This window comes from Mycobacterium sp. shizuoka-1 (genome assembly GCF_002723835.1).
Lineage (GTDB): Bacteria > Actinomycetota > Actinomycetes > Mycobacteriales > Mycobacteriaceae > Mycobacterium.
On record NZ_BEWG01000024.1, the window covers coordinates 96,701 to 117,486 of the forward strand.

Sequence of the window (20,786 nt, forward strand, 5' to 3'; positions counted from 1 at the left end):
ATGGCTCGTTATACCGGACCCGCAACCCGCAAGTCGCGCCGTCTCGGCGTCGACCTGGTTGGCGGCGATCAGTCGTTCGAGAAGCGCCCCTACCCGCCCGGCCAGCACGGCCGCGCGCGGATCAAGGAGAGCGAATACCGCCAGCAGCTGCAGGAGAAGCAGAAGGCTCGCTTCACCTACGGGGTGCTGGAGAAGCAGTTCCGCAAGTACTACGAAGAGGCCAACCGTTCGGCCGGCAAGACCGGTGAGAACCTGCTCCAGATCCTGGAGACCCGCTTGGACAACGTCGTGTACCGCGCCGGCCTGGCGCGCACCCGGCGGATGGCGCGCCAGCTGGTCAGCCACGGCCACTTCACGGTCAACGGTGTCAAGGTCAACATCCCGAGCTACCGGGTGTCGCAGTACGACATCATCGACATCAAGGACAAGTCGCTGAACACGCTGCCCTTCGAGGTCGCCCGTCAGACCGCGGGTGAGCGTCCGATTCCGTCCTGGTTGCAGGTCGTGGGCGAACGTCAGCGAATCCTGGTCCACCAGTTGCCCACTCGCGAGCAGATCCAGGTCCCGCTCGCCGAGCAGCTGATCGTCGAGTTCTACTCGAAGTAAGAGGCGTCCGCGCGGCGACCGCCGCGCGGATCACTTAACGGCATCAAATAGCGGGTGCCGAGAAGGAGATACGAAAAACCATGCTGATTTCTCAGCGTCCCACCCTGAGCGAAGAGGTCATCGCCGAGAACCGCTCCCAGTTCGTCATCGAACCGCTGGAGCCGGGTTTCGGTTACACCCTTGGCAATTCGCTGCGGCGCACGCTGCTGTCGTCGATCCCCGGCGCGGCGGTGACGAGCATCCGCATCGACGGCGTGCTGCATGAGTTCACCACCGTGCCCGGTGTGAAGGAAGACGTCACCGACATCATCCTGAACCTCAAGGGCCTGGTCGTGTCGTCCGAGGTGGACGAGCCGGTCACCATGTACCTGCGCAAGCAGGGCCCGGGCGAGGTCACCGCCGGTGACATCGTGCCGCCGGCCGACGTGATGGTGCACAACCCCGACATGCACATCGCCACCCTCAACGACAAGGGCAAGCTCGAGGTCGAGCTGGTGGTCGAGCGTGGCCGCGGTTACGTGCCTGCCGTGCAGAACAAGGCCTCCGGCGCGGAGATCGGCCGCATCCCGGTCGATTCCATCTACTCGCCGGTGCTCAAGGTGACCTACAAGGTGGAGGCCACCCGCGTCGAGCAGCGCACCGACTTCGACAAGCTGATCCTCGACGTCGAGACGAAGAACTCGATCAGCCCGCGTGACGCCCTGGCGTCGGCGGGTAAGACCCTGGTCGAATTGTTCGGTCTGGCACGGGAACTCAACGTCGAGGCCGAGGGCATCGAGATCGGCCCGTCGCCTGCCGAGGCCGATCACATCGCGGCGTTCGCGCTGCCGATCGACGACCTGGACCTGACGGTTCGTTCGTACAACTGCCTCAAGCGCGAGGGTGTGCACACCGTCGGTGAACTGGTCGCCCGCACGGAGTCCGATCTGCTGGACATCCGTAACTTCGGCCAGAAGTCGATCGACGAGGTCAAGATCAAGCTGCACCAGCTGGGTCTGTCGCTCAAGGACAGCCCGGCCAGCTTCGATCCGTCCGAGGTCGCCGGCTACGACGTCGCCACCGGTACCTGGAACAGCGATGCCGGATACGACCTGGACAGCGACCAGGACTACACCGAAACCGAAGAGCTCTAACAAGTCCGTCCCGGCCCTACCTGACACGGGGGTCGGCCCCATTTAGGAGATAGTCGCCATGCCCAAGCCCACCAAGGGACCCCGCCTCGGCGGGTCGTCCTCACACCAGAAGGCGATTCTGGCCAACCTGGCCACCTCGCTCTTCGAGCACGGCCGGATCAAGACCACCGAGCCGAAGGCGCGGGCGCTGCGGCCGTACGCCGAGAAGCTGATCACCCACGCCAAGAAGGGTGCGCTGCACAACCGGCGTGAGGTGATGAAGAAGATCCGCGACAAGGACATCGTGCATGTGCTGTTCGCCGAGATCGGACCCTTCTTCGCTGACCGTGAGGGCGGCTACACCCGCATCATCAAGGTCGAGCCGCGCAAGGGCGACAACGCCCCGATGGCGGTCATCGAGCTGGTGCGGGAGAAGACGGTGACTTCCGAGGCCAACCGGGCTCGCAAGAGCTCGGCCGCCAAGAAGGCCGCGCCGGCTGCGGTCGAGGAGGCCCCGGTCGAGGAGGCCCCGGCCGAAGAGTCCGTCGAGGAGATCCAGGCAGAAGACACCGCCATCGCCGACGCCCAGACGGCGGAGGCCGCTGACGAGGTCGCCGAGGAGCAGGCGTCGGAATCCGCCGAGGATTCGGACGCTGACAAGTCCTGACGCCATGAGTGCGAACCTGCCCGTCACCGATTCCGGTGGCGGGCAGGTTCGTCTTCGGCTCGACATCGCTTACGACGGAACCGAATTCACGGGCTGGGCGGTACAAGACGGGTTCCGTACGGTCGCCGGCGTCCTCGAGGACGCCTTCTCGACGGTGTTCCGTGAACCGGTGCGGCTGTTCGGGGCCGGCCGAACCGACACCGGCGTGCATGCCACCGGTCAAGTGGCCCATCTCGACGTGCCGGCCGATGCGCTCGTCCACTCCTATCCGCGCCGTGCCCGGCCCGCCGAGCCGGAGTTCCGCCCGCTGGTCCGCCGATTGGCGCGGTTCCTGCCCGAGGATGTCCGGGTCCGCGACATCGTGCGGGCGCCGGCCGGATTCGATGCCCGCTTCTCGGCGCTTCGCCGGCACTACGCATACCGGCTGGCGCTGGCCCCCTACGGCGCCGACCCGCACATGGCGCGGTACGTGACACCGTGGTCCAAGCCGCTGGACGTCGAGGCCATGGTGGAGGCATCCCGGCATCTGGTGGGGCTGCACGATTTCGCCGCGTTCTGTCGGCACCGGCCCGGCGCGACCACCATCCGGGATCTGCAGCGGCTGGACTGGGTTCGGAAAGCCGAGGGCGATCTGGTGACCGCCTACGTCAGCGCCGACGCGTTCTGCTGGTCGATGGTGCGGTCATTGGTCGGCGCGCTGCTGGCCGTGGGGGAGGGTCGGCGCGAACCCGATTGGTGCGCAACACTGTTGAGCGCAACGACCCGCTCGAGCGATTTCGCCGCCGCACCGGCGCGCGGTCTCACGCTGACCGGTGTGGACTATCCGCCCGACGACCAGTTGGCCGCCCGCATCGGCGTCACCCGCGACCTGCGGACGCTACCGGACCCCTAGAGCCTGCCCGCCACGAAATCGGCTGCCTGATCGATCATTCCGGCCTTCTGATAGGCGTTGGCGAGATGATCGGGCCAGTTGGCTTCCCAGGTGTCCGGGTCGGCCGGGTTGCAGATCGGGTCCGCGCCGTGACACAGCTCGATGGTGCGGTCGGTGAACGCCGGATTGAAGTTGGTGATCGGGCCCAGCCACTGGGTTCCGTTGCCGAACAGGGCGACTGCCGCGATGTGGCTGTCGGCACCGGCCGGCAAAGGCGTCTTGAATCCCATGATCGTGATCGGAAGTGCCAGCACCATGTCGGTGGCTGCCGCACCCAACGAGTAGCCGCCGAGAACCAGCCGGGTGTTCGGGCAGTTGTTCATGTTGTAGAGGATGCGCTGGCTGATGTCGTTGGCGCCGATGTCGACCTGGTTGTCGGCGGGATACTTCACCGCGTACACACCGATGTTCTTGGCGACCCTGGATCGCAGTGCGCTGACGAAGCTGTTGCCGATCACGCCGGCGCCCGGCGATTCGAGGCGCCCGCGCGCGAAGATCACTTCGACATCGGGGCAGCCCGCCGCCACGGCGACGGGCGCCGACGGTGCTGCACCGCCGGGCAGGGCCGCCGGACCGACCAGCATGGCCGCCGCCGCGGCGAGGGTCGCGACCGCCCTGCGCGGGGTCCGTCGGGTCCGCACGTCAGAGCCTGTCCGCGGTGAATTGGGCGGCCTGGTCGACCAGGCCGGACCCGATGTAGGCGTCCTGCAGATGCGAGGACCAGTTGCCGACCAGGGTGTTGGGATCGATCCCATTGCAGATCGGGTCGTCGACGTTGCACTGGTCGATGGTCTTCGAGCCGTAGAGCGGGCTGTTCTGCGCCGAGACCGGGCCGAAGATGCTGCGGGTGCCGTTGCCGAAGAGCACGACGGCGGCGACATGGTCGGCGACCGACGCCGGCAGCGGGTTGGTGTATCCGAATTGGGATTCGGTGGCACCGACGACGACGTCGACCACCGCGGCGCCCAGCGAGTACCCGCCCGGTACCAGGCGGGTGTTCGGGCAGTTGGCCGCCATGTACTGCATGTGCCTGCTCATGTCGTTGGCGCCCGGGACGATGTCCCAGTCGGCGACGTAGTTGACGCCGTACGTGCCCACGCTCTTGGGGGTTTTGCCGCGCAGCGCGTCGACGAACGCCTGGCCGATGCGGCCGATGCCGGGTGGCTCGAAGCGGCCGCGGGCGAAGATCACCTCGGCGTCTGGACAGTCCGCGGCGGTCGCCACGGCGGTGGGCAACAGCGGTGCGGCAACCGACATGATCGCTGCCGCACCGCTCAGCAAGGCCTTGACGCGCATGCCAGCCATGGTAGACGAGGCGCGACGTGTGCTGAGCAAATAATCCCGCGGGCTACAGCAGGCCGGCGAGGAAGCCTGCCGCCTGAGCCGGTGCCGGGCCGGCCTCGTAGTCGGTGTGCGCGAACGGATTGCGGCCCCGCGAGCAGATGGGGTCGCCGTCGTTGCACAGGTCGATGCCCTTGCCGGCGAACGATCCGCCGGCCGAGGTGATCGGAATGCCGAACTTCGCCGACGGGTTGCCGAACACCGCCAGCCCGGCGACCCGGTTGGCCAGCCCGCCCGGCAGCGGCGGCGCGGACCCGATATCGCCCACCTTGTTGCCCAGCGGTGGTATCCCGACCAGCATGTCGACCACCGCAGCGCCCTGCGAGTAGCCCCCGAGCACGAACCGGGTCGACGGGCAGGCCGCCGAGGTGGCGGCGATGTGATTGGTCGCGTCGTTCGCGCCGTCGGCGGCGCCCAGGAAGTCGTAGGTGGCCGGGTAGTTCACCGCGTAGCTGCTCACCGTCCGGCCGTTGAGCTGGGCCGCCAGCGAGTCGGTCAGAGCTTGTCCGACGCGGCCGATCCCGGCCGGCTCGCTGGTGCCGCGGGCGAAGACCACCTCGACGTCGGGGCACGGTTCGGCGTGGGCCGCCGGGGCGGCCGTCGTCGGCGCGAGCAGCCCGACGGTCGCGGCGACGACAGCCGCGCAGGAAACCCCGGCAATGCGAGACGGTGTCATGGTCGGCCTGGCCATGCGGATGAGACCCCCTTGGTCGCGGGCAGTGGGCTAATAGTCACACAACAGTCCGGGACGCCCAAACCGTCGCGATCTAGAGCAGGTTGGCGACGAACGCGGCGGCCTGGCTGGCCGACCCGTCCCCGCCGTACGCGCGGTGGGCCGGTACGTCGTTGCCGTCGGTGCAGATCGGGTCGCCGGCGTTGCACAGATCGATGGCGCGGCTGCCGTAGACGGGGCTGGAGGTCAGTGGCAGTCCGACCTTGGCGGTCGGGTTGCCGAAGACCGCCAGGCCGGCGACATGGTCGGGCACGTTGGGTGGCAGCGGGTTGTTGAAGCCGATCGCGGGGAAGGGCACTGAGGTGATGATGTCGATGATCGCCGCACCCTGGGAGTAACCGCCCAGCACCAGCCGGGTGTCCGGGCAGGTGTTCACCACGTTCTGGATGAATGCGCTGGCATCGTTGGCGCCGTCGGCAGCGGCCAGGAAGTCGTAGCTGGCCGGATAGTTGACGGCGTAGACACCCATCGAGCGGTTGCCGATCCGGCCGCGCAGCGAGTTGACGAACGCCTGCCCGACTCGCCCGATGCCCGGCGGCTCGTCGGTGCCCCTGGCGAACACCACCTGCACATCGTTGCAGTCGGCAGCCGCCCTCGGCAGGGTGGCCGGGCTGACCAGCGCCGTCATCACGACCACGACGGCAGCCGCGAGGGCAGGCAGAACACGCTTCGACACAGCGGTAGACGTCACATCTGGATGTTACCGATGGGAGGCCTGTTTCATTCCCGACGTTTGCTCCGCGCGGCGCGGGCGGGTCAGGCCTTGGCGCCGGATGTGACCTCTTCGATCGGGCCCGCGTCGGGCCAGGCCGCTGCGGTGACCGCGGCGCTGCGGTCGCCCTGGCGGGCCAGCGCCAGGCCGAGCAGCACCACCACCCCGCCGATGGCCTGGGTGGCGGTGACGGCCTCGCCCAGCAGCACCCATGCCGACAACACGGCGAACAGCACCTCGCCCAGGCCGACCAGGGACGCGAAGCTCGGCCGCAACCGTGCCACGCCGCTGATGCCCAGCGTGTAGGCGATCGCCGTGGCGACCACGGCCAGCATGATCACCGGCACCCACCACGGCACCATCAGCCCGGCGACGTCGGCGTCGTTGGCGGTGAAGGCCAGCGGCATCACGCCGGTCAGGCCGAGCAGGCCGACGGCGATGGCGCCGATCACCAGACCGCCGGCAGCCAGGGTGATCGAGTTCAGTCCGCTGCCGTCGGCGGTGACCTCGTCGGACATCATGAAGTAGCAGGCCGCGCAGATCGCCGCGGCGAGTCCCCACGCCACCCCGATCGCGTTGATGTGGGCGGTGCCGGAGAAGACGTTGAGTACCAGCATGATTCCGGCCACTGCCAAGGCGACGCCGGCCAAGGTCATGGCGCGTGGACGGCGACGGGTGGTTCCCCAGATCCAGCCGACGACGAGAATCGGGGCGGTGTATTCCAGCAGCAGTGCGACCCCGACCGACAGGTGCGAGACGGCGTTGTAATAGCAGAGCTGGGCGCCGGCGATCGGGATGAGCCCGTAGGCCACCACGGTGCGGGCGTGTGCGCGGGCTTCGGCGATCCAGTCCGGTTTGACGATCGTGGCGAAGACGGCCATCACCAGCGCGCCGCCGGCCAATCGGGCGGTGACTGCGGCGGTAGGCGACCAACCGGCGCCCATCAAGGCCTTGGCGAAGGGGCCGGACATGCCGAACGTGAACGCCGATCCGATGGCGAACAGCAGACCCAGGCGGAAGTGGTCTTGGCCACGAACGGTCGTCGACACGGGCACCCCCTTGAATGTAATGAGTAAAATGATCGTTGGTCATGACATTACGGCCGAGGGGGTCATGAGTCAAATGAATTTCAGTCATGACACGGAGCTCACGTTGCGGGCTGCGTGTGCACTGGTTAACAGCGACCGGGTCGATGGCGAACAGCTGGCCGATCAGCCTGCCCTGGACGCCTACCTGAGCACCTATGGCTGGACCGGGCGGCGTGATCACGACGACGCCGAGCTGGCGTCCGTGCACACCCTGCGGGGGCGACTGGGCCGGATCTGGGCCGCCGCCGACGACGAGACCCGGGTGGTCGGCCAGATCAATGCCCTGCTGTCGGACACCCGTGCGGCGCCATGGCTGACCCGCCATCCCGAGATGCCGGAGTGGCACCTGCACCTGGCCTCCATCCACGACCCACTGGCCCAACGCATGGGCGCCGAGATGGCGATGTCGCTGGCCGACCTGGTGCGCGGTGGCGAGCTGCGCAGGCTGAAGATCTGCGCGGCACCGGATTGCGATGCGGTCCTGGTGGACCTCTCCCGCAACCGCTCGCGGATGTTCTGCGACACCGGCAACTGCGGTAACCGCCAGCATGTTGCCGCTTATCGGGAGCGCCGCTCGAAAGAGGCGTAGCGTCAACGGCCATGCGCGCACGGGGGCGTGACATCGACATCGCGGTATTCGGGGCCACCGGTTACGTCGGCAAGCTCACCGCCGGATATCTGGCGAAGACCGGCTCGGGGCTTCGCATCGCGCTGGCCGGCCGCTCGCAGCACCGACTCGAGGCGGTCCGCAACGGTCTCGGTGGCCGGGCCAGGGACTGGCCGCTGGTCGTTGCCGACGTGGATCACCCCGATTCGCTGGCGGCGTTGGCGGCCCGAAGCCGATTGGTGCTCAACGCCGTTGGCCCCTACATCAGCTACGGCCTACCGGTGGTCACGGCCTGCGCAGAGCGGGGCACCGACTATGTCGATCTCACCGGCGAGGTCCCGTTCGTGCGGCGCAGCATCGACCAAAGCCACCATCGCGCGCAGGACAGCGGAGCGCGCATCGTGCATTCGTGCGGATTCGACTCGATCCCCTCTGATCTCACGGTGTACGCGCTGAGCCTGCGCGCCGCGGCCGACCGCGCAGGCGACCTGGCAGAGACGACCCTCGTGCTGCGGGACTACTCCGGCGGTTACGCCGGTGGTTCGGTGGCCACCATGGTCGAACTGATGCGGCTGGCCTCCTCGGATTCCGCTGTACGCCAGATGCTCGACGACCCCTACAGCCTGAGCCCCGACCGCGCCGCCGAGCCCGATCTGGGTCACCAACCCGACCTGCCCTTGTTGCCGGGTCAACAGATCGCCCCCGAACTCGCCGGGTTGTGGACCAGTGGTTACGTCATGGCGCTGTACAACACACGCTGTGTGCGCCGCTCCAACGCCCTGATGGACTGGGCCTACGGTCGCAGCTTCCGCTACACCGAGACGCTCATCATGGGATCGTTTCCGGGCGCGCCGTTGATCGGAGCGATGTTCAACGCAGGCATTGCCACCGCATCCCGCTTCGGTGGCCACTATTTGCGGCTGCTGCCAACGGGTTTGGTGGAGCGCATGACACCCGCGGCGGGAACCGGCAACGACATGGGCGCGCGTGGCCATTACCGGGTCGAGACGTACGCGACCACCACGACCGGGCGCCGTTACCGGGCGACGATCGCCCAGGCCGCCGACCCGGGTTATTCGGCGACCGCGGTGCTGGCCGGGGAGAGCGCGTTGGCTCTCGTGCTGGATCGCGATCGCCTGCCTGATCGCCACGGGGTGATCACGCCGGCCGCGGCGATGGGGGACGTGCTGCTCGACCGGTTACCGGCCGCCGGGGTCGCGTTCGAGACCGTCGGCCTGCCATGACCTCTCACGGCATGTAGAAGCCGCGGATGCGGTGGAAGCGGCCGTGCCCCAGTAAGGCGTTGGCGGCCTGCAGCCCGGACACGACGGCGGCTTCGATGCAGCCCGCGTTGATTCCCGAGTCGGTCCAGTCCCCGGCGAGAACGAGGTTGTCGTAACCGCTTTCATCGGGCCGCAGCCGGTACTTGTCGGACCCGGGCACCGACAGCACGTAGCGATCGGACGGGTCGATGTTGACACTGACGTGCTGGGTCTCCAACGCCGCGAACCCCGTTCGGCCGCCGGCGCCGGCCAGCAACCCCCAGGAAAAGCCGCCCTCGCTCACCGCGCCGGGTAGATACAGCCCGACGTGTCGGTCCAGGTAGTCCACGGCGTTCGCCAGCACCCGGGCCCGGCACCCGGCCACGTAGGCGGACGGGTCGTCGGCGGTCGGCCACGGTGCGTCGAAGGCCCCGCAGAAGTACGCCACCGTGTGCGGTTCCTCGGAGTCCGGCCAGCGTTCGGCCCACAAGGTCTGCCCCATCGACGCCCACGTGTCGAACGGGGACACGTAGCCGCTGGTGGTGACCCCGGGCCGGTGCCAGCCCAGAGCCGACTCGGTCGGCCGCAGCCAGAGTTGGACCGACTGGGTGGCCACCGTGCGGACGTGTGCGGTCATCTCCGCCCACTCCCGGCGGTCGGCGATCAGTTCGCCTGCCACCAGTTCGACCATGGCCAGCGACGTCGCCAGCACCACGTGGTCGAAGTCCTTGCCGCGCCGCAGAATCCGGGTCGCGGTGTCGGCACGGGGTGCGAAATGCGATTCGGCGCCCGCGACATCGGCAGTCGAGGTGAGTTGTTCGTGGCGGGGGAGCGCCGGGAACACCGGCAGGCCGCCGGCCGTGGTCAGCGGATCGTAAGTGTCTGCCCCGTCGGCGAGTTCGGCCTGCCGTCCCAGAGTGATCGCATCGATGCAGTGCCGGTGGTCGTCGAGGTGTAGTGCGTCGAGGCGGTGGAAGAACTCGAAGCGCACGCCGCGCCGCCGCAGCACCTGGTAGATCGGGGCGATCACCACATCGCCCATGCCCGCCGTCATCTTCCAGAAGAAGGCACCCTTGTATTGGAAAAGTGCGATGCCGGTGAGCAAGACCGCCACCCCGGCGGCGAACCGCGGCCGGTCGAAGTCGCCGTCCTGGTAGCCGAAGACCATGTCGTACATCCCGCGGATCAGCGGGAAATTCAGCACCTCCGGGTCGGCTCCGTGCCGCACGATCCAGGCCCCGTACTCCTCGTCGTTGATGGCCCGGAAGCCGGCCGGATCGGTGATCAGGCGGTCGGCGATCAACCCGCGAACCGTCGCCGCCAACAGCGACATCAGCAGCCACAGTCGTTTGTGGTGGGGCCGGTGCTCGCAGTCCAGCGCTGCCCGCACCGCGTCGAGTGCCTCGGCGAGGAACCCGGCCGCCGCGGCGTCGGCGGGGCGCGGCCCGATCAGGGCGGCCAGCGTGGCCAGTGCGGCGCTCCGGACCGCGGCCGGCCAATCGGCGGTGTCCGGCCGGGCGCTGGCCGACAGGCACAGATCCTGCCCGGATGCCGCATCCAGCGACTCGGCGAAGTCCAGCAGCAATCGCAGTGTCCGCGCGGCGAACTCGACGACGGTCAGTTCGCGCCCGGTGGCGCCCGGTTCGCCGGGCAAGTCCGGGGTGCGGCGAAACGCACCGGACCAGATCAGCCAGTCGTCGCCGAAGTGGTCGGCCATCGCGAGCTCCTCGGCGGGGACGAGCGCCTGGTCCCAGGTCTTGATCGGGCAGCCGGGATCGGTGGTCTCGCGGTCGAGTTCGGCATAACACTCGCGCAGCAATGCGAAGGCGTTCTCGTAGGAGCCCATCCAGATGTGCAGGCCGTGTTCTTCGATCCGGTCGTGTTCGCCGCGGCTGGAGGCTCCCTTGCCGCCCAGGCGCCAGCCGCGCTGGTAGACGGTGATCGACTCGAAGCGGTCCTGCCACCGCCCTTCGGACAGCCGCCATGCGGCACTGAGACCGGCCATGCCGCCGCCGAGGATGGCGACCCGCCCTCGTCGGCGCGTCACCCCAGCAACGCCCGCGCGCGAGCCAGCTCGGGCCAGTCCTGGTCGGCGCAGATGCGGCTCACAACGTGGGCCAGCGCCGGCCGTGCCGCCGCCCCCACGAGTTCGACGGTGTCGGCGGTGGCGAGTAGTTCAAAGACCACCGCCTGCTGATCGCGCGCCACCGCGATGGCCTCCCGCAGCGTGGCGTAGCGGGCATCGGGATCGGAGAACGTATGGGCCAGTGCCCGCAACAGTTCGGCCTTGTGGGTGACGATGCCGGTCTCCTCGGCCATCGCCAGTGCGCGCTCCGCGCAGGCGCGGGCCGTCTCGGGGTCTCCCGCGGCGGTGTGCAGGCGCACCAGCACGCATTCGAAGGCCGAGAGGTAGGCCTTCAATTCCGCTGCCCGCCAACCGTCGACAACAGCGGTCAGACCCTGGACGTACGGTTGCAGCGTGGCGGGGTCGGTGGCAGGGTCGGCCAGCGCCCGCCGAGCGGCCAGCGACACCCGGTTGCTCTCGGCCACCATCACCCATTGGGCCAGGCCGAACCGTTCGGCGCGTGCCGCGACGTCTTCGATGAGCTCGGCGGCCCGGTCGAACTGGCCGGCCTCGACGCGGACGGTCACCTCCCGCATCTGGCCGTAGCAGAGGCTGACCGCACTGGAGGGAAACGGCAGCGTCTCACATCTGCTCTGAATCCGGGCGAAGGCCGGCTCGGCGCCGAGGAGATCACCCTGGACGAAGCGCACGAACCCGAGCTCGGCGAACAACCCGGAGATCCGGTCGCTCGGCGTGTACCACAGCTGCTCGATCCGGGGTGTCCCGGCTCGGTCGACACCGGCGACCGCGTCCTCCAATGCTGTTCGGGCCGAACCGAACTGGCCCCGGAACATGGCGAAGAAACCCGCCGTCGCGTTGTAGGAGGCGGTGGCCCAATCCGACACGCCTTCGAGCTGCCGAAGAGCTTCGATCAACTTCTCGACCCGGTCGAGCTGACCGCGGGCGGTGTAATAGCCCCACAGTGCGCTGAACGTGGCGTGCATCTCGAGGCTGGGCTCTTCACTGACCAGTTGCAGGCACCGTTCGAATTCGTCGGCCGCCTCGGGACTGGTGTAACCGGTGGTCGCCGTGGCGAGAAAACCCCGCTCCAGTCGGATGGCCACCTCGCGCAGATCGCGACGGCGCCCCGGTGCCATCAGGTCGGTGACCTCCAGCGCCCGGCTGAGCAGGTTGCGGGCCTCGATGAGCGCGCCGCGCTCCCGAGCCTCCGATGAAGCCCCCTGGTAGGCGGCAGCGGCCTCGTCGAACCGGTCGGCCTTCTCGAAATGGTAAGCCACCAGCGGCCATTCCGGCGTTCCGCCCGCCGACTGGTCGGCAAGGACATCGGCGATCCGATGATGCAGGCGCCGCCGGACACTCGGCGGCGACAGCTCGGCGGCGACCTCGCGCAGCAGTTCGTGCTGGAAGCTCCACTGACGTTTGCCGACCTGCCGGAGCACCCGCGCCCGCGTGAGTTCGTCGAGCAGCGCATCGATTCTGCGCCAGCCGACCCCGGTGACCGACGACAGCAGATCCCGGTCGAAACGGCTGCCGATGAGCGCGGCGGTCTCCACGATCGCAAGGGAGTCGGTGCTCGATCGCAGCCGGGCGACCAGCGTCTCGTACAAGGTGTCCGGCACTTGGGCCGGATCGTCGAGATCCTCGTTCTGGTTTTTGAGCCTGGCCACCACCTCTTCGATGAACAGCGGCACGCCGTCGCAGCGCTCCTGCACGACTTTGACTGCCTCCGAACCCATCTCGGGATGCAGTGCGCGAATAAGCGCGTCGGAATCCTCGGCCGCCAGCGGCTTGAGATCCAACTCCTCGACAAACCCCCGCAGCGGCGGAACGCTTCGGCCGGTGACGATCACCATCAGGCGGTTGTCCTGCATCCGCAGCAGAGAGTTGACGATGCTGATGGTGTCCTCGTCGTACCAGTGGATGTCCTCGGCCAGGATCAGCGCCGGACCGGCACCGGCACATGCCAGCAGATAGTCCTTGACGGCGGTGGTGATCTGATCGAACCGGGCGCCGGCATTGGCTGTCGCCGGTTGATACCCGGCCTCGGGGGCGATGCCGAGCACCGGTGCCAGCAGGGGCAGCACCGCAGCGGTGTCCATCGCGCGGTTGGCGAGTTCGGCTTCGAGTAGGCGCAAGCTGTCGGACGCGTCCGAGTCGCGCCGAATGCGGCTGTGCCGTTCGATCAGGCGCCGCACGGGCCGCAGCCCGACGTCGGTGTGAAAGGGCGACCCGAACAACTCGAGGACGGCGGCGCCGGCATCGCGTGCCATCTCGACAGCGGCGCTGGCCAGCCGGCTCTTGCCGATCCCGCCCTCACCGCGCAGGAGCACGCCGCGGGTGGTCAACGTTCCGGTGCTGGCCTGCTCCCACATTTCTCGCAGGGCGGCGAGTTCGCGCTCCCGCCCGACCAGTGGACCGTAGGACTTTCCGGCGAGATCGCGCTCGGCGATCACCCGGTAGTGGACCAGGGGACTGTCCATACCCTTGACCCGCTGGGCCGGGCACGGCACCAGGTCGACGTTGTCGTGGACGAGCCGCTCGATGGCGGCCGAGACCGACACGGTGCCCGGTTCGGCGAGACTGCAGATCCGGGCGGCGAGGTTGGCGCCGAGTCCGTACACGTCGTCCTGATCGATGTCGAGGAACACCACGCCCCGGTGGATACCGACCCGGACGTCGATGTCGAACCCGAATCGCCGCTCGGCTCGCGCACTCAGTTCGGCGACCTCGCGCACGATGTCGAGCCCGGCCAGCACCGATCGGTGGGTGTCGTCCTCGTGTGCCTTCGGATGGCCGAACACCGCGAGCAGTCCGTCGCCCTTGATCGAGCCGATGTGGCCCTCGTATCGCGAGACGATCGCGCGGACCTCGTCACGGTAGCGCCCGACGACCGTGCGGTACACCTCGGGCTCGATGCGCATCGACAGGGCGGTCGAGTCGACGAGATCGGCGAACAGGACGGTGAGCCGCCGGATCTCGCCGTTGCCGACCGGCGTGGCGAGCAGTTCTTCGGCATCGGGGTTGCTGCTGTCGACCGCCAGCACCTGGCCGGCGAGCTTCTCGGCGGTGGCACGGTCGCCGTCGTTGATCGCCCGGACTGCGCGTTCGAGAAGATCATCGATGGCCGGATGAGACGTCACGCGAACCTACAACCCGACGGTGACCGTCACCATCTCGGTGTCCTGGCCACCGCCGTCCGCCCGGCGAAGCCGCAGTGCCCCGGTGTAGTTCGCGCCGGTGAACCGGTCGTCGGTCAGCACGATCTGGACTGAGGTCTGCCCGGGGGCGAGGATGGCGGGTTGCAGGCTCAACGCCTGCAACGGAATTCGGATCTCGGGACGGCCGATGCGCTCGAACGGCTTCACAATCGAGACCGAACGGGGGTACGGCTTGGCCGTGGGAACCTCGATGGGATCGGGCGGGATCGGCTGGGTTGAGGTGGGCTGCAACCACCACGACGGGCCGGCCAGGGCGACCTGGACCGCGCCGGCGTACGTCCGCATGTTCAGGTCGAGGAGATTGTGGATCAGGCGGACCCAGCCGTCGATACCCCACCTGCCGGCGTCGTCGCGGCGGGCCGCGTCCTGCGCGATCTCGTTGATCTGGTCGAAGTAGCCCCGGATGACGCTCGCCGGCCGCTGCAGCTGGGGTTGCGGCGCGCTCATGTCGTGCTCCCTGGCTTGCCGGGGGACCGCGGAGTTGTCATCGCCTGCAGGTACTTCCACGGCGAGCTGGCGAGCTCCCCACCCAGGCGGGTGGTGTAGTCAGCCAGGTCGGTCAGGGTCAGGCTGCCCGCAAGCCACTTCTGGGCGACGTCGAAGTAGCCGTTGGTCAGGTCCTGCGCACATTCCGTCCAGGCGTCGACAGCGGCCGGGACGAAGTGCGTCATCGGCGTTGCCGGCGGAGCGGGTGCGGCCGTCTGCGCGCCGGCCGCCGTGGGATCGGCCTGACCCTCGGTGGTCGGGTAGTCGAACGGTGCCGGGCTGGCCGGTGGATTGGCGGCGGCGCCGAGCAGGAAGTCTGCCGACGCAGTGCCGTATCCGCCGATACATACCAGCCGTGCCTGGGCGAACGCCGAGATGCCTTGGATGTGAACGACTTTTCGGGTGGTGACCCGGACCCCGTTCTCGGCGGGATTACCCACCGTCGACTTCATGTTGATGAATCCGCGGTCCACCCGCACCTGCCCGTCGCCGGCGGCGAAGTTCGACATGTCGAGGTCGTAATTCATCTGTGCCTCGACCGGGCTGACCTGGTAGGGGTAGAACTTCAGCGGTGTGCGCAGCGTCGCGTCACCGATCACCCGGACGGTCTCGAGCACCCGGCGCCAATGGTCCGGAAGGATCTCCGGCACCTGGCTCTGCATCGCGACGAACAGCTTGTTGTAGTCCTCATCCCAGTTGAACGGATTCACAATGCTTTTCAGCATGTTCAACGAGATCGTGGTGGACGTGAACTTGGTGTCGACGATCACCGATCGGTAGCCGTCGACGGTGACCACCGCGGTCTGGCACAGCGGCGCGGACATCGGCTTACCGTCGCGTATCGGCGAGGCGACCACGGCCGGTCGCACCACGTCGTTGAAATCGGCCGCCCGCACGAACTGAGCTGCGGCCGTCTGCAGCACGTCGTCGCGGGCTGCCGCGGCCTGGCTGCGCCGATCCGGTGCGGACGACGATTCCCTCGGTGCGATCGCGGCCAGCGAGCCGACGAGCGCGTCGTCGAAGTCGCTACCGGAATCGCTCAACGCCGGCAACGACGCGGACGCGACCGATCGCAGCCGCTCCGATGCCGAGATGCCGTACAACAGCCGCGCTTTCTGGGCCGGCGTCAACCGTCCGGTGTCTTGGTCGGCGTCGTAGGAGGCGATTGCCTGCAGGGCGTGTTCGAGGTTCGGCTGCCTGCGCACATCGTCGGGGAAGTACCGGGTCTCGAGTTCGGTGTACCAGCCGGGGTCGGCGGCCATCAGGCCCGGCAGCAGCTTCTCTGCCGCCGCCGACACGTCGGGATCATCGGCCTCACGGACAGCGCGGTCGATCGCGCCGAATACTTCAAGGATGTCGCGAACTGATTCCATTGGCCGCCCCCAACCATGTTTGCGCAGCTAGCATAACGTGATTGCGCGTCAATAAGCGAGAGATTTTTGACGGGGGGCGTCAGTGGACGGCGGCAACAACGGGGAGATCCATGATGTGCCATGGGCGTCGATCTTCGATCCAGCGGCCAACGTACGTGCTTTGACTGCCGTTCAGGCAGAAGGCTTTCGAGCCGCCAGCGAACTCGTCGACCGGTTCGTGCACATGGTCGCCAGCCGACCGGACGGCAGCCCGGCGGCGACCCGGCCGGCGGCAGGGCTCTCGGCCGAGCAACGCGCGGATCTCCTGGGTGCCACCGATGTAGAACCGCTGATCAGGTCATGGTGGGCGATGGCCGGCCAGTTCCTCATGGGCGGGGCGCCGCAAACCTCGCCGGCGTCGGAGACCATCTCGCCCTCGCTGGACTTCACCGGCTCGGCGGCCAACGGCCGGCTGCAGTTCGAGGGCGCGCCGGGCGAGACAGCAACGGCGGAGGTGTGGCTGCACAACGCCGCCGATCACGACCTGGGCCGGATTCGCCTGCGGTGCAGCGAGTTGATGGCCGACGACGGATCGGTGATCAAAACCGCGGCAATTCGGCTGGAACCGAAGGTCGTGCCGGTGCCGGGCCGGTCCAGTCGCGGTGTCGGTCTGACGGTCACCGTCGCTGAAAAGGCCAAGCCCGGCCTCTACCGCGGCACGGTGCTGGTGCAAGGGCGACCGCAGCTGTGGCTGCCGGTCGCGCTGACCGTCCGCCCCGCCGCATGACCAGCATCGCCGACCGCTCGGATCTGATCGAGGCCGTCGAAACCAAGCTTCGCGACGTCGGCAGGACGGTCCGGCGCGCGATGCTGGACGCGATGCCCGACGGCGAACCGGTGCAGTGGCTGTACGGACCGATGCGCGAGTATCCCTCGCGGGTCGGCAAGGCGCTGCGCCCCGCGCTGTGCCTGTCCGCCGGCCGGGCATTCGGCGCCGACCAGAAGGACTTGATCGGCATCGCGGTGGCAATCGAGTTGCTGCACAACGCATTCCTGGTCCACGACGACATCGCCGACGGCAGCGAGATGCGCCGCGGCCGGCCCACCCTGACCGCTCGGCACGGTCTGGCGGCCGCGCTCAACGCCGGTGACGGCCTGGCCATCGTCGCCAGCCAGGTGCTGCGCCGGGCCACCCGGCGGCTGGATCGCGACATCGCCGACCTGGTGATGGAGGAGTTCGACATCATGGCGATGCGCACCCTGGAGGGCCAGGCCACCGAGTTGGGCTGGCAACTCGATTGTGTCGAGGATCTGCGCCCGGCGGACTACCTCGATCTGATCATGCACAAAACCTGTTGGTACACCACGATCTACCCGCTGCGGGTCGGCGCCATCGTGGGTTCCGGTGGCACCGCCGACCTGTCGCAGATGATCCGGTTCGGCTTCCACTTCGGCGCCGCCTTCCAGATCCGGGACGATCTGTTGAATCTGGTCGGCGACGAACGTGCCTACGGCAAGGAGATCCTCGGCGACATCTACGAGGGCAAGCGCACGCTGACCCTGGTGCATCTGATGGCCAGCGCCCGCGGCGCCGATCGGGACGTGGTCCGAGATTATCTGCGGCGCAGCCGCGCCGAGCGTTCCGACGAACTGGTCGAGACCATCCGCTCGCTGATGGACCGCTACGGCAGCATCGAGTTCACCAGCGAATACGCCGAAGGCATCCTCCTGGTTGCCGAGGAGTACTTCGAGCAGGCCTTCCGCGACGCGCAGCAGGGACCGGACTTGGACTTCCTGCGATCGCTCGTGCCGTACGTGTGGGCGCGTTCCCGATAGCCGTGCCGCCCGGTCAGCGACAGCTGTTGATGACCGGAATCGAGACGCAGGCAGCTGTTCTAGCGTCACTGGATGACAGCGCGGCCGCCCCTTCGGGCGCAATGGAGTGCGGACCGTTTCCTGCTGCGCCGACTGGACTACGCGGTCTCGGGCCGGTCGATGCCGCTTCGCCGCGACCCACTTCGCGCCAGGAAGTCCGCGCTGCTGGCCGGCTGCGTCGTGGCGGCCGCGATGGCGGTACTGGACACCGCGCTCGGTTCGTCCGGGCCGGGCGCGCTCCCCGCCGACGCGGACTTGGTGATGTCCCGGCAGTCCGGCGCGCTGTTCGTCCGCGTCGACGACCGGCTGCGGGCGGTGGCGAACCTGACCTCGGCCCGTCTCATCCTGGGCTCGCCGGCCACACCTCGCCTGGTCGACGACACAGCGCTGGCAGGCGTGCCCGACGGTCCTGTTCTGGGCATTCCCGGGGCGCCGCACGCGCTCGGGGTGGTGACCGCGGCTGCCGGCGTGCACTGGGCGGTCTGTGACGACGCCGCCGGGAACACCACCGTGGCGGTCGGGGGTGACGGGGTCCCCGGCACGCTCGGCCCGCGGGCGGCCGTCGTCGCCGCCGTCTCGCACGGCGATGGGGCCCGCTATCTGCTCTATGACGGCACCCGCGCGCTGATCGACCTCGGCGACCCGGCCACGACCCGTGCGCTGCGCCTGGGCGATGTCGCGGTCCGGTCGGTGTCGCCGACCGTGCTCAACACCATCGCCGAGGTGCCGGCGATCACGCCGCCGCGGATCCCGGAACGGGGGCACCCCTCGGCGGTCACCGGCTTGACAGTCGGGACCGTCGTCCGGGTGAGCAGGGCCGATTCGCGGGAGTACTACGTGGTCCTCGGCGGCGGCCTCCAGCGGGTCGGGCAGTTGACGGTCGATCTCGTCCGGTTCGCCGACTCGGCCGCTCCCGCCGAGATTCTCGAGGTGCCGCCCGAGGTGATCGCCCGCAGCCCACTCGTCGACGTGTTGCCGGTGGCGACGTTCCCCGACGAGCCGCCCGCGCTGGTGGATGTTGACGGTGACCTCTGCGCCACCTGGCAGTCCGGTCGCATCGACATCGCCGTCGGCGCACCGTCCCCGGCCGGACCAGGCTTGGTCACGCTCGCGGGCGCGGACGGCGACGGACCCGGCGTGGACATGGTGCGGTTGAACCCCGGCCGCAGTCTGGACGTCAGCGACCCGACAGGAGCGGGTCGTTACCTCGTCACAAGCGCGGGAGTGCGTTTCCCCGTTGATGATTCGGCGGCCTCCGCGCTGGGTGCAACCGGCACTCCGGCGGTGGGACCATGGCCGATCGTCAGCGCGCTGCCCGCCGGGCCCGAGCTGTCGCGTGCCGCGGCGCTAGTCGGGCGCGATGTCGTCGGTCCTGCGCCGTAGCCGCACCGAGGCCGCGGCGATCAGCCCGGCCAGGCACAGCGCCGCGCCGGTTCCCGCGATCGCATAGGGCGGACGTGGACTCGGCCCAGCGGCAACCGGCGTAGCCGGCGGCCGGGGCCTGGGCGCGGAAGGCAGTGCGGTCTGGTCGCTCAAGGCGGCCAGTGGGTCGACGATCCCGCTGCCGATCGCCGCGTTCCAGCCCCCGGGTGGGTGGTGCGCGGTGGTCTCGATCCGGGCCATCACCTGCCGTGCGCGCAGCCGGGGGAACCGGGCCCGTACCAGCGCCGCCAGTCCGCTGACCAGAGGCGCGGCATAGCTCGTGCCCGACATCGAGGCAGCTCCGGTGCCCGTCGGCATCGCGGCGATCACGCCGGCGCCGTCGGGATCCAGGGACACGACATGTTCACCGGACGCGGCGACGTCCACCCACGGACCGTTCAGACTGAAGCTCGACGCAGCGCCGGCCGGGTCCACCGAGGCCACGGTCACGACATAGTCGTCGTACCAGGCCGGGCTCGCGATCACCCGAGGTTGGGCGGCGGTGTTCTGACTCGGGCACTGGCCGTCGCCGCCGACGTTGCCCGCCGCGGCCACCACCACGGCGTCCTTGACGTCCACCGCGTACGACAGCGCGGCCCCGAGCGCCCGGTCGTCGATCATTTCCTCGGTGCAGGCCACCGAAGAGATGTTGATCACCGACGCGCCCATGTCGGCGGCGGTCCGAACGGCCATCGCCAGAGTGTTGACGTCGCCGACCCCGCGCCCCGACTGATCGGCTGCCGGACCGAACCTGTTGCTGGACTGTCGGATTGCGATCAGCGTGACCGCCGGGGCGATCCCGGTGAACCCGGTCGGATCGGCCGGATCGGTGACCGCCGCGATGATCCCGGCGACGACGGTCCCGTGCCCGTCGCAGTCCTGGCGGCCGTCGCCGGCGGAGACATAGTCCCCGCCGGCAACGACATCGGACAGCCGGCGGTGCGGTGCGATGCCGGTGTCGATCACCGCCACCCGTTGTCCCGCACCGCGACTCAGGCGCCAGATCGCCGTCAGGTCGACACCACTCAGCTGCGTCGCCGACACGTCGGTACCGTCGACGGGTGGCGGGACCACGCACGCCTCCCGCTGTGCGGTCGGCTGCGGTGGCGCCGCAGGTACGGGCGGTGGCAAGAACGCGTTGTCCACCGCCGGCGGGACGACCGCATAGGCGGGTGGTGCACAGTGTGGCGATACCAGCAGCGCCGCCGCACCGGCTGCCGCTACCCGCAGGCGACGGTTCGTCACGCCAGTCCGATCACGGGCAGCGTGGTGAACGCTCCGGCGGCCG

19 protein-coding genes are annotated in these 20,786 nt (G+C 68.8%); 9 read left to right on the plus strand and 10 right to left on the minus strand.

All coding sequences use genetic code 11. The features are described 5' to 3' along the window. From rpsD to truA, 4 genes are all read left to right on the plus strand, one after another. Nucleotides 1-606, plus strand: a complete 606-nt coding sequence (gene rpsD / locus MSZK_RS08395) for a 30S ribosomal protein S4 (protein ID WP_099246760.1) — start codon at nt 1-3, stop codon at nt 604-606. 80 nt (nt 607-686) lie between these two features. Further along, nucleotides 687-1,739, plus strand: coding sequence for a DNA-directed RNA polymerase subunit alpha (locus MSZK_RS08400; RefSeq protein ID WP_099246762.1), 1,053 nt, complete (start codon nt 687-689; stop codon nt 1,737-1,739). Nucleotides 1,740-1,797: 58 nt separating this feature from the next. After that, nucleotides 1,798-2,385: a 50S ribosomal protein L17 gene (rplQ, locus tag MSZK_RS08405; RefSeq protein WP_099246764.1), complete on the plus strand. Its 588-nt coding sequence runs from the start codon at nt 1,798-1,800 to the stop codon at nt 2,383-2,385. Nucleotides 2,386-2,389: 4 nt separating this feature from the next. Then, nucleotides 2,390-3,277 (plus strand): tRNA pseudouridine(38-40) synthase TruA, encoded by an 888-nt coding sequence (gene truA / locus MSZK_RS08410; RefSeq protein WP_199203242.1) that lies wholly within the window; start codon nt 2,390-2,392, stop codon nt 3,275-3,277. Here truA and MSZK_RS08415 read toward each other — a convergent pair. From MSZK_RS08415 to MSZK_RS08435, 5 genes are all read right to left on the minus strand, one after another. Then, on the minus strand, nt 3,274-3,900 hold the full coding sequence (locus tag MSZK_RS08415; protein WP_099246911.1) for a cutinase family protein: 627 nt from the start codon (nt 3,898-3,900) through the stop codon (nt 3,274-3,276). The genes truA and MSZK_RS08415 overlap by 4 nt on opposite strands. Nucleotides 3,901-3,958: 58 nt before the next feature. After that, on the minus strand, nt 3,959-4,612 hold the full coding sequence (locus MSZK_RS08420) for a cutinase family protein (RefSeq protein WP_099246766.1): 654 nt from the start codon (nt 4,610-4,612) through the stop codon (nt 3,959-3,961). A gap of 52 nt (nt 4,613-4,664) precedes the next feature. Continuing rightward, nucleotides 4,665-5,348 carry a cutinase family protein gene (locus tag MSZK_RS08425; RefSeq protein ID WP_199203243.1) on the minus strand — a complete coding sequence of 228 codons (684 nt, stop codon included), beginning with the start codon at nt 5,346-5,348 and terminating at the stop codon, nt 4,665-4,667. Nucleotides 5,349-5,424: 76 nt separating this feature from the next. Further along, nucleotides 5,425-6,018 carry a cutinase family protein gene (locus MSZK_RS08430; protein ID WP_199203251.1) on the minus strand — a complete coding sequence of 198 codons (594 nt, stop codon included), beginning with the start codon at nt 6,016-6,018 and terminating at the stop codon, nt 5,425-5,427. A 128-nt stretch (nt 6,019-6,146) separates the two neighbouring features. Beyond that, a complete protein-coding gene (locus MSZK_RS08435; protein ID WP_099246913.1) occupies nt 6,147-7,073 on the minus strand; it encodes a DMT family transporter in 927 nt (308 codons plus the stop codon). Between the two features lie 151 nt (nt 7,074-7,224). On the opposite strand from MSZK_RS08435, the gene MSZK_RS08440 reads away from it, so the two are divergent. Together MSZK_RS08440 and MSZK_RS08445 are read left to right on the plus strand one after the other, a co-directional pair. Next, the gene (locus tag MSZK_RS08440) at nt 7,225-7,779 is read left to right on the plus strand and encodes a CGNR zinc finger domain-containing protein (RefSeq protein WP_099246773.1); all 555 of its coding nucleotides are present in this window, start codon (nt 7,225-7,227) and stop codon (nt 7,777-7,779) included. A gap of 11 nt (nt 7,780-7,790) precedes the next feature. Then, the gene (locus MSZK_RS08445) at nt 7,791-9,041 is read left to right on the plus strand and encodes a trans-acting enoyl reductase family protein (protein WP_099246775.1); all 1,251 of its coding nucleotides are present in this window, start codon (nt 7,791-7,793) and stop codon (nt 9,039-9,041) included. A 4-nt stretch (nt 9,042-9,045) separates the two neighbouring features. On the opposite strand, the gene MSZK_RS08450 is transcribed toward MSZK_RS08445, so the two are convergent. Genes MSZK_RS08450 through MSZK_RS08465 form a run of 4 tightly spaced genes read right to left on the minus strand, consistent with a single transcriptional unit; the run spans nt 9,046 to nt 16,222 of the window. Next, nucleotides 9,046-11,106, minus strand: coding sequence for an FAD-dependent oxidoreductase (locus MSZK_RS08450; RefSeq protein ID WP_255414197.1), 2,061 nt, complete (start codon nt 11,104-11,106; stop codon nt 9,046-9,048). After that, nucleotides 11,103-14,285, minus strand: a complete 3,183-nt coding sequence (locus tag MSZK_RS08455) for an AAA family ATPase (RefSeq protein WP_099246779.1) — start codon at nt 14,283-14,285, stop codon at nt 11,103-11,105. The genes MSZK_RS08450 and MSZK_RS08455 overlap by 4 nt, the downstream gene beginning before the upstream one ends. A gap of 6 nt (nt 14,286-14,291) precedes the next feature. Beyond that, nucleotides 14,292-14,810: a hypothetical protein gene (locus MSZK_RS08460; RefSeq protein ID WP_099246781.1), complete on the minus strand. Its 519-nt coding sequence runs from the start codon at nt 14,808-14,810 to the stop codon at nt 14,292-14,294. Next, nucleotides 14,807-16,222, minus strand: a complete 1,416-nt coding sequence (locus tag MSZK_RS08465) for a hypothetical protein (protein ID WP_099246783.1) — start codon at nt 16,220-16,222, stop codon at nt 14,807-14,809. The genes MSZK_RS08460 and MSZK_RS08465 overlap by 4 nt, the downstream gene beginning before the upstream one ends. 160 nt (nt 16,223-16,382) lie before the next feature. Between MSZK_RS08465 and MSZK_RS08470 the strand changes: the two genes are divergently transcribed. The 3 genes from MSZK_RS08470 (at nt 16,383) to eccB (ending at nt 19,459) form a co-directional block, all read left to right on the plus strand. After that, a complete protein-coding gene (locus tag MSZK_RS08470) occupies nt 16,383-16,988 on the plus strand; it encodes a hypothetical protein (RefSeq protein WP_233211177.1) in 606 nt (201 codons plus the stop codon). Then, the gene (locus tag MSZK_RS08475; protein WP_099246787.1) at nt 16,985-18,037 is read left to right on the plus strand and encodes a polyprenyl synthetase family protein; all 1,053 of its coding nucleotides are present in this window, start codon (nt 16,985-16,987) and stop codon (nt 18,035-18,037) included. Before MSZK_RS08470 ends, MSZK_RS08475 begins: the two co-directional genes overlap by 4 nt. Before the next feature lie 72 nt (nt 18,038-18,109). After that, entirely contained in the window at nt 18,110-19,459 is a 1,350-nt protein-coding gene (gene eccB, locus MSZK_RS08480) for a type VII secretion protein EccB (protein ID WP_099246789.1), read from the plus strand. On the opposite strand, the gene mycP is transcribed toward eccB, so the two are convergent. After that, nucleotides 19,424-20,743: a type VII secretion-associated serine protease mycosin gene (gene mycP / locus MSZK_RS08485; RefSeq protein WP_099246791.1), complete on the minus strand. Its 1,320-nt coding sequence runs from the start codon at nt 20,741-20,743 to the stop codon at nt 19,424-19,426. The two genes, eccB and mycP, sit on opposite strands and share 36 nt — an antisense overlap. Nucleotides 20,744-20,786 lie beyond the last annotated feature (43 nt).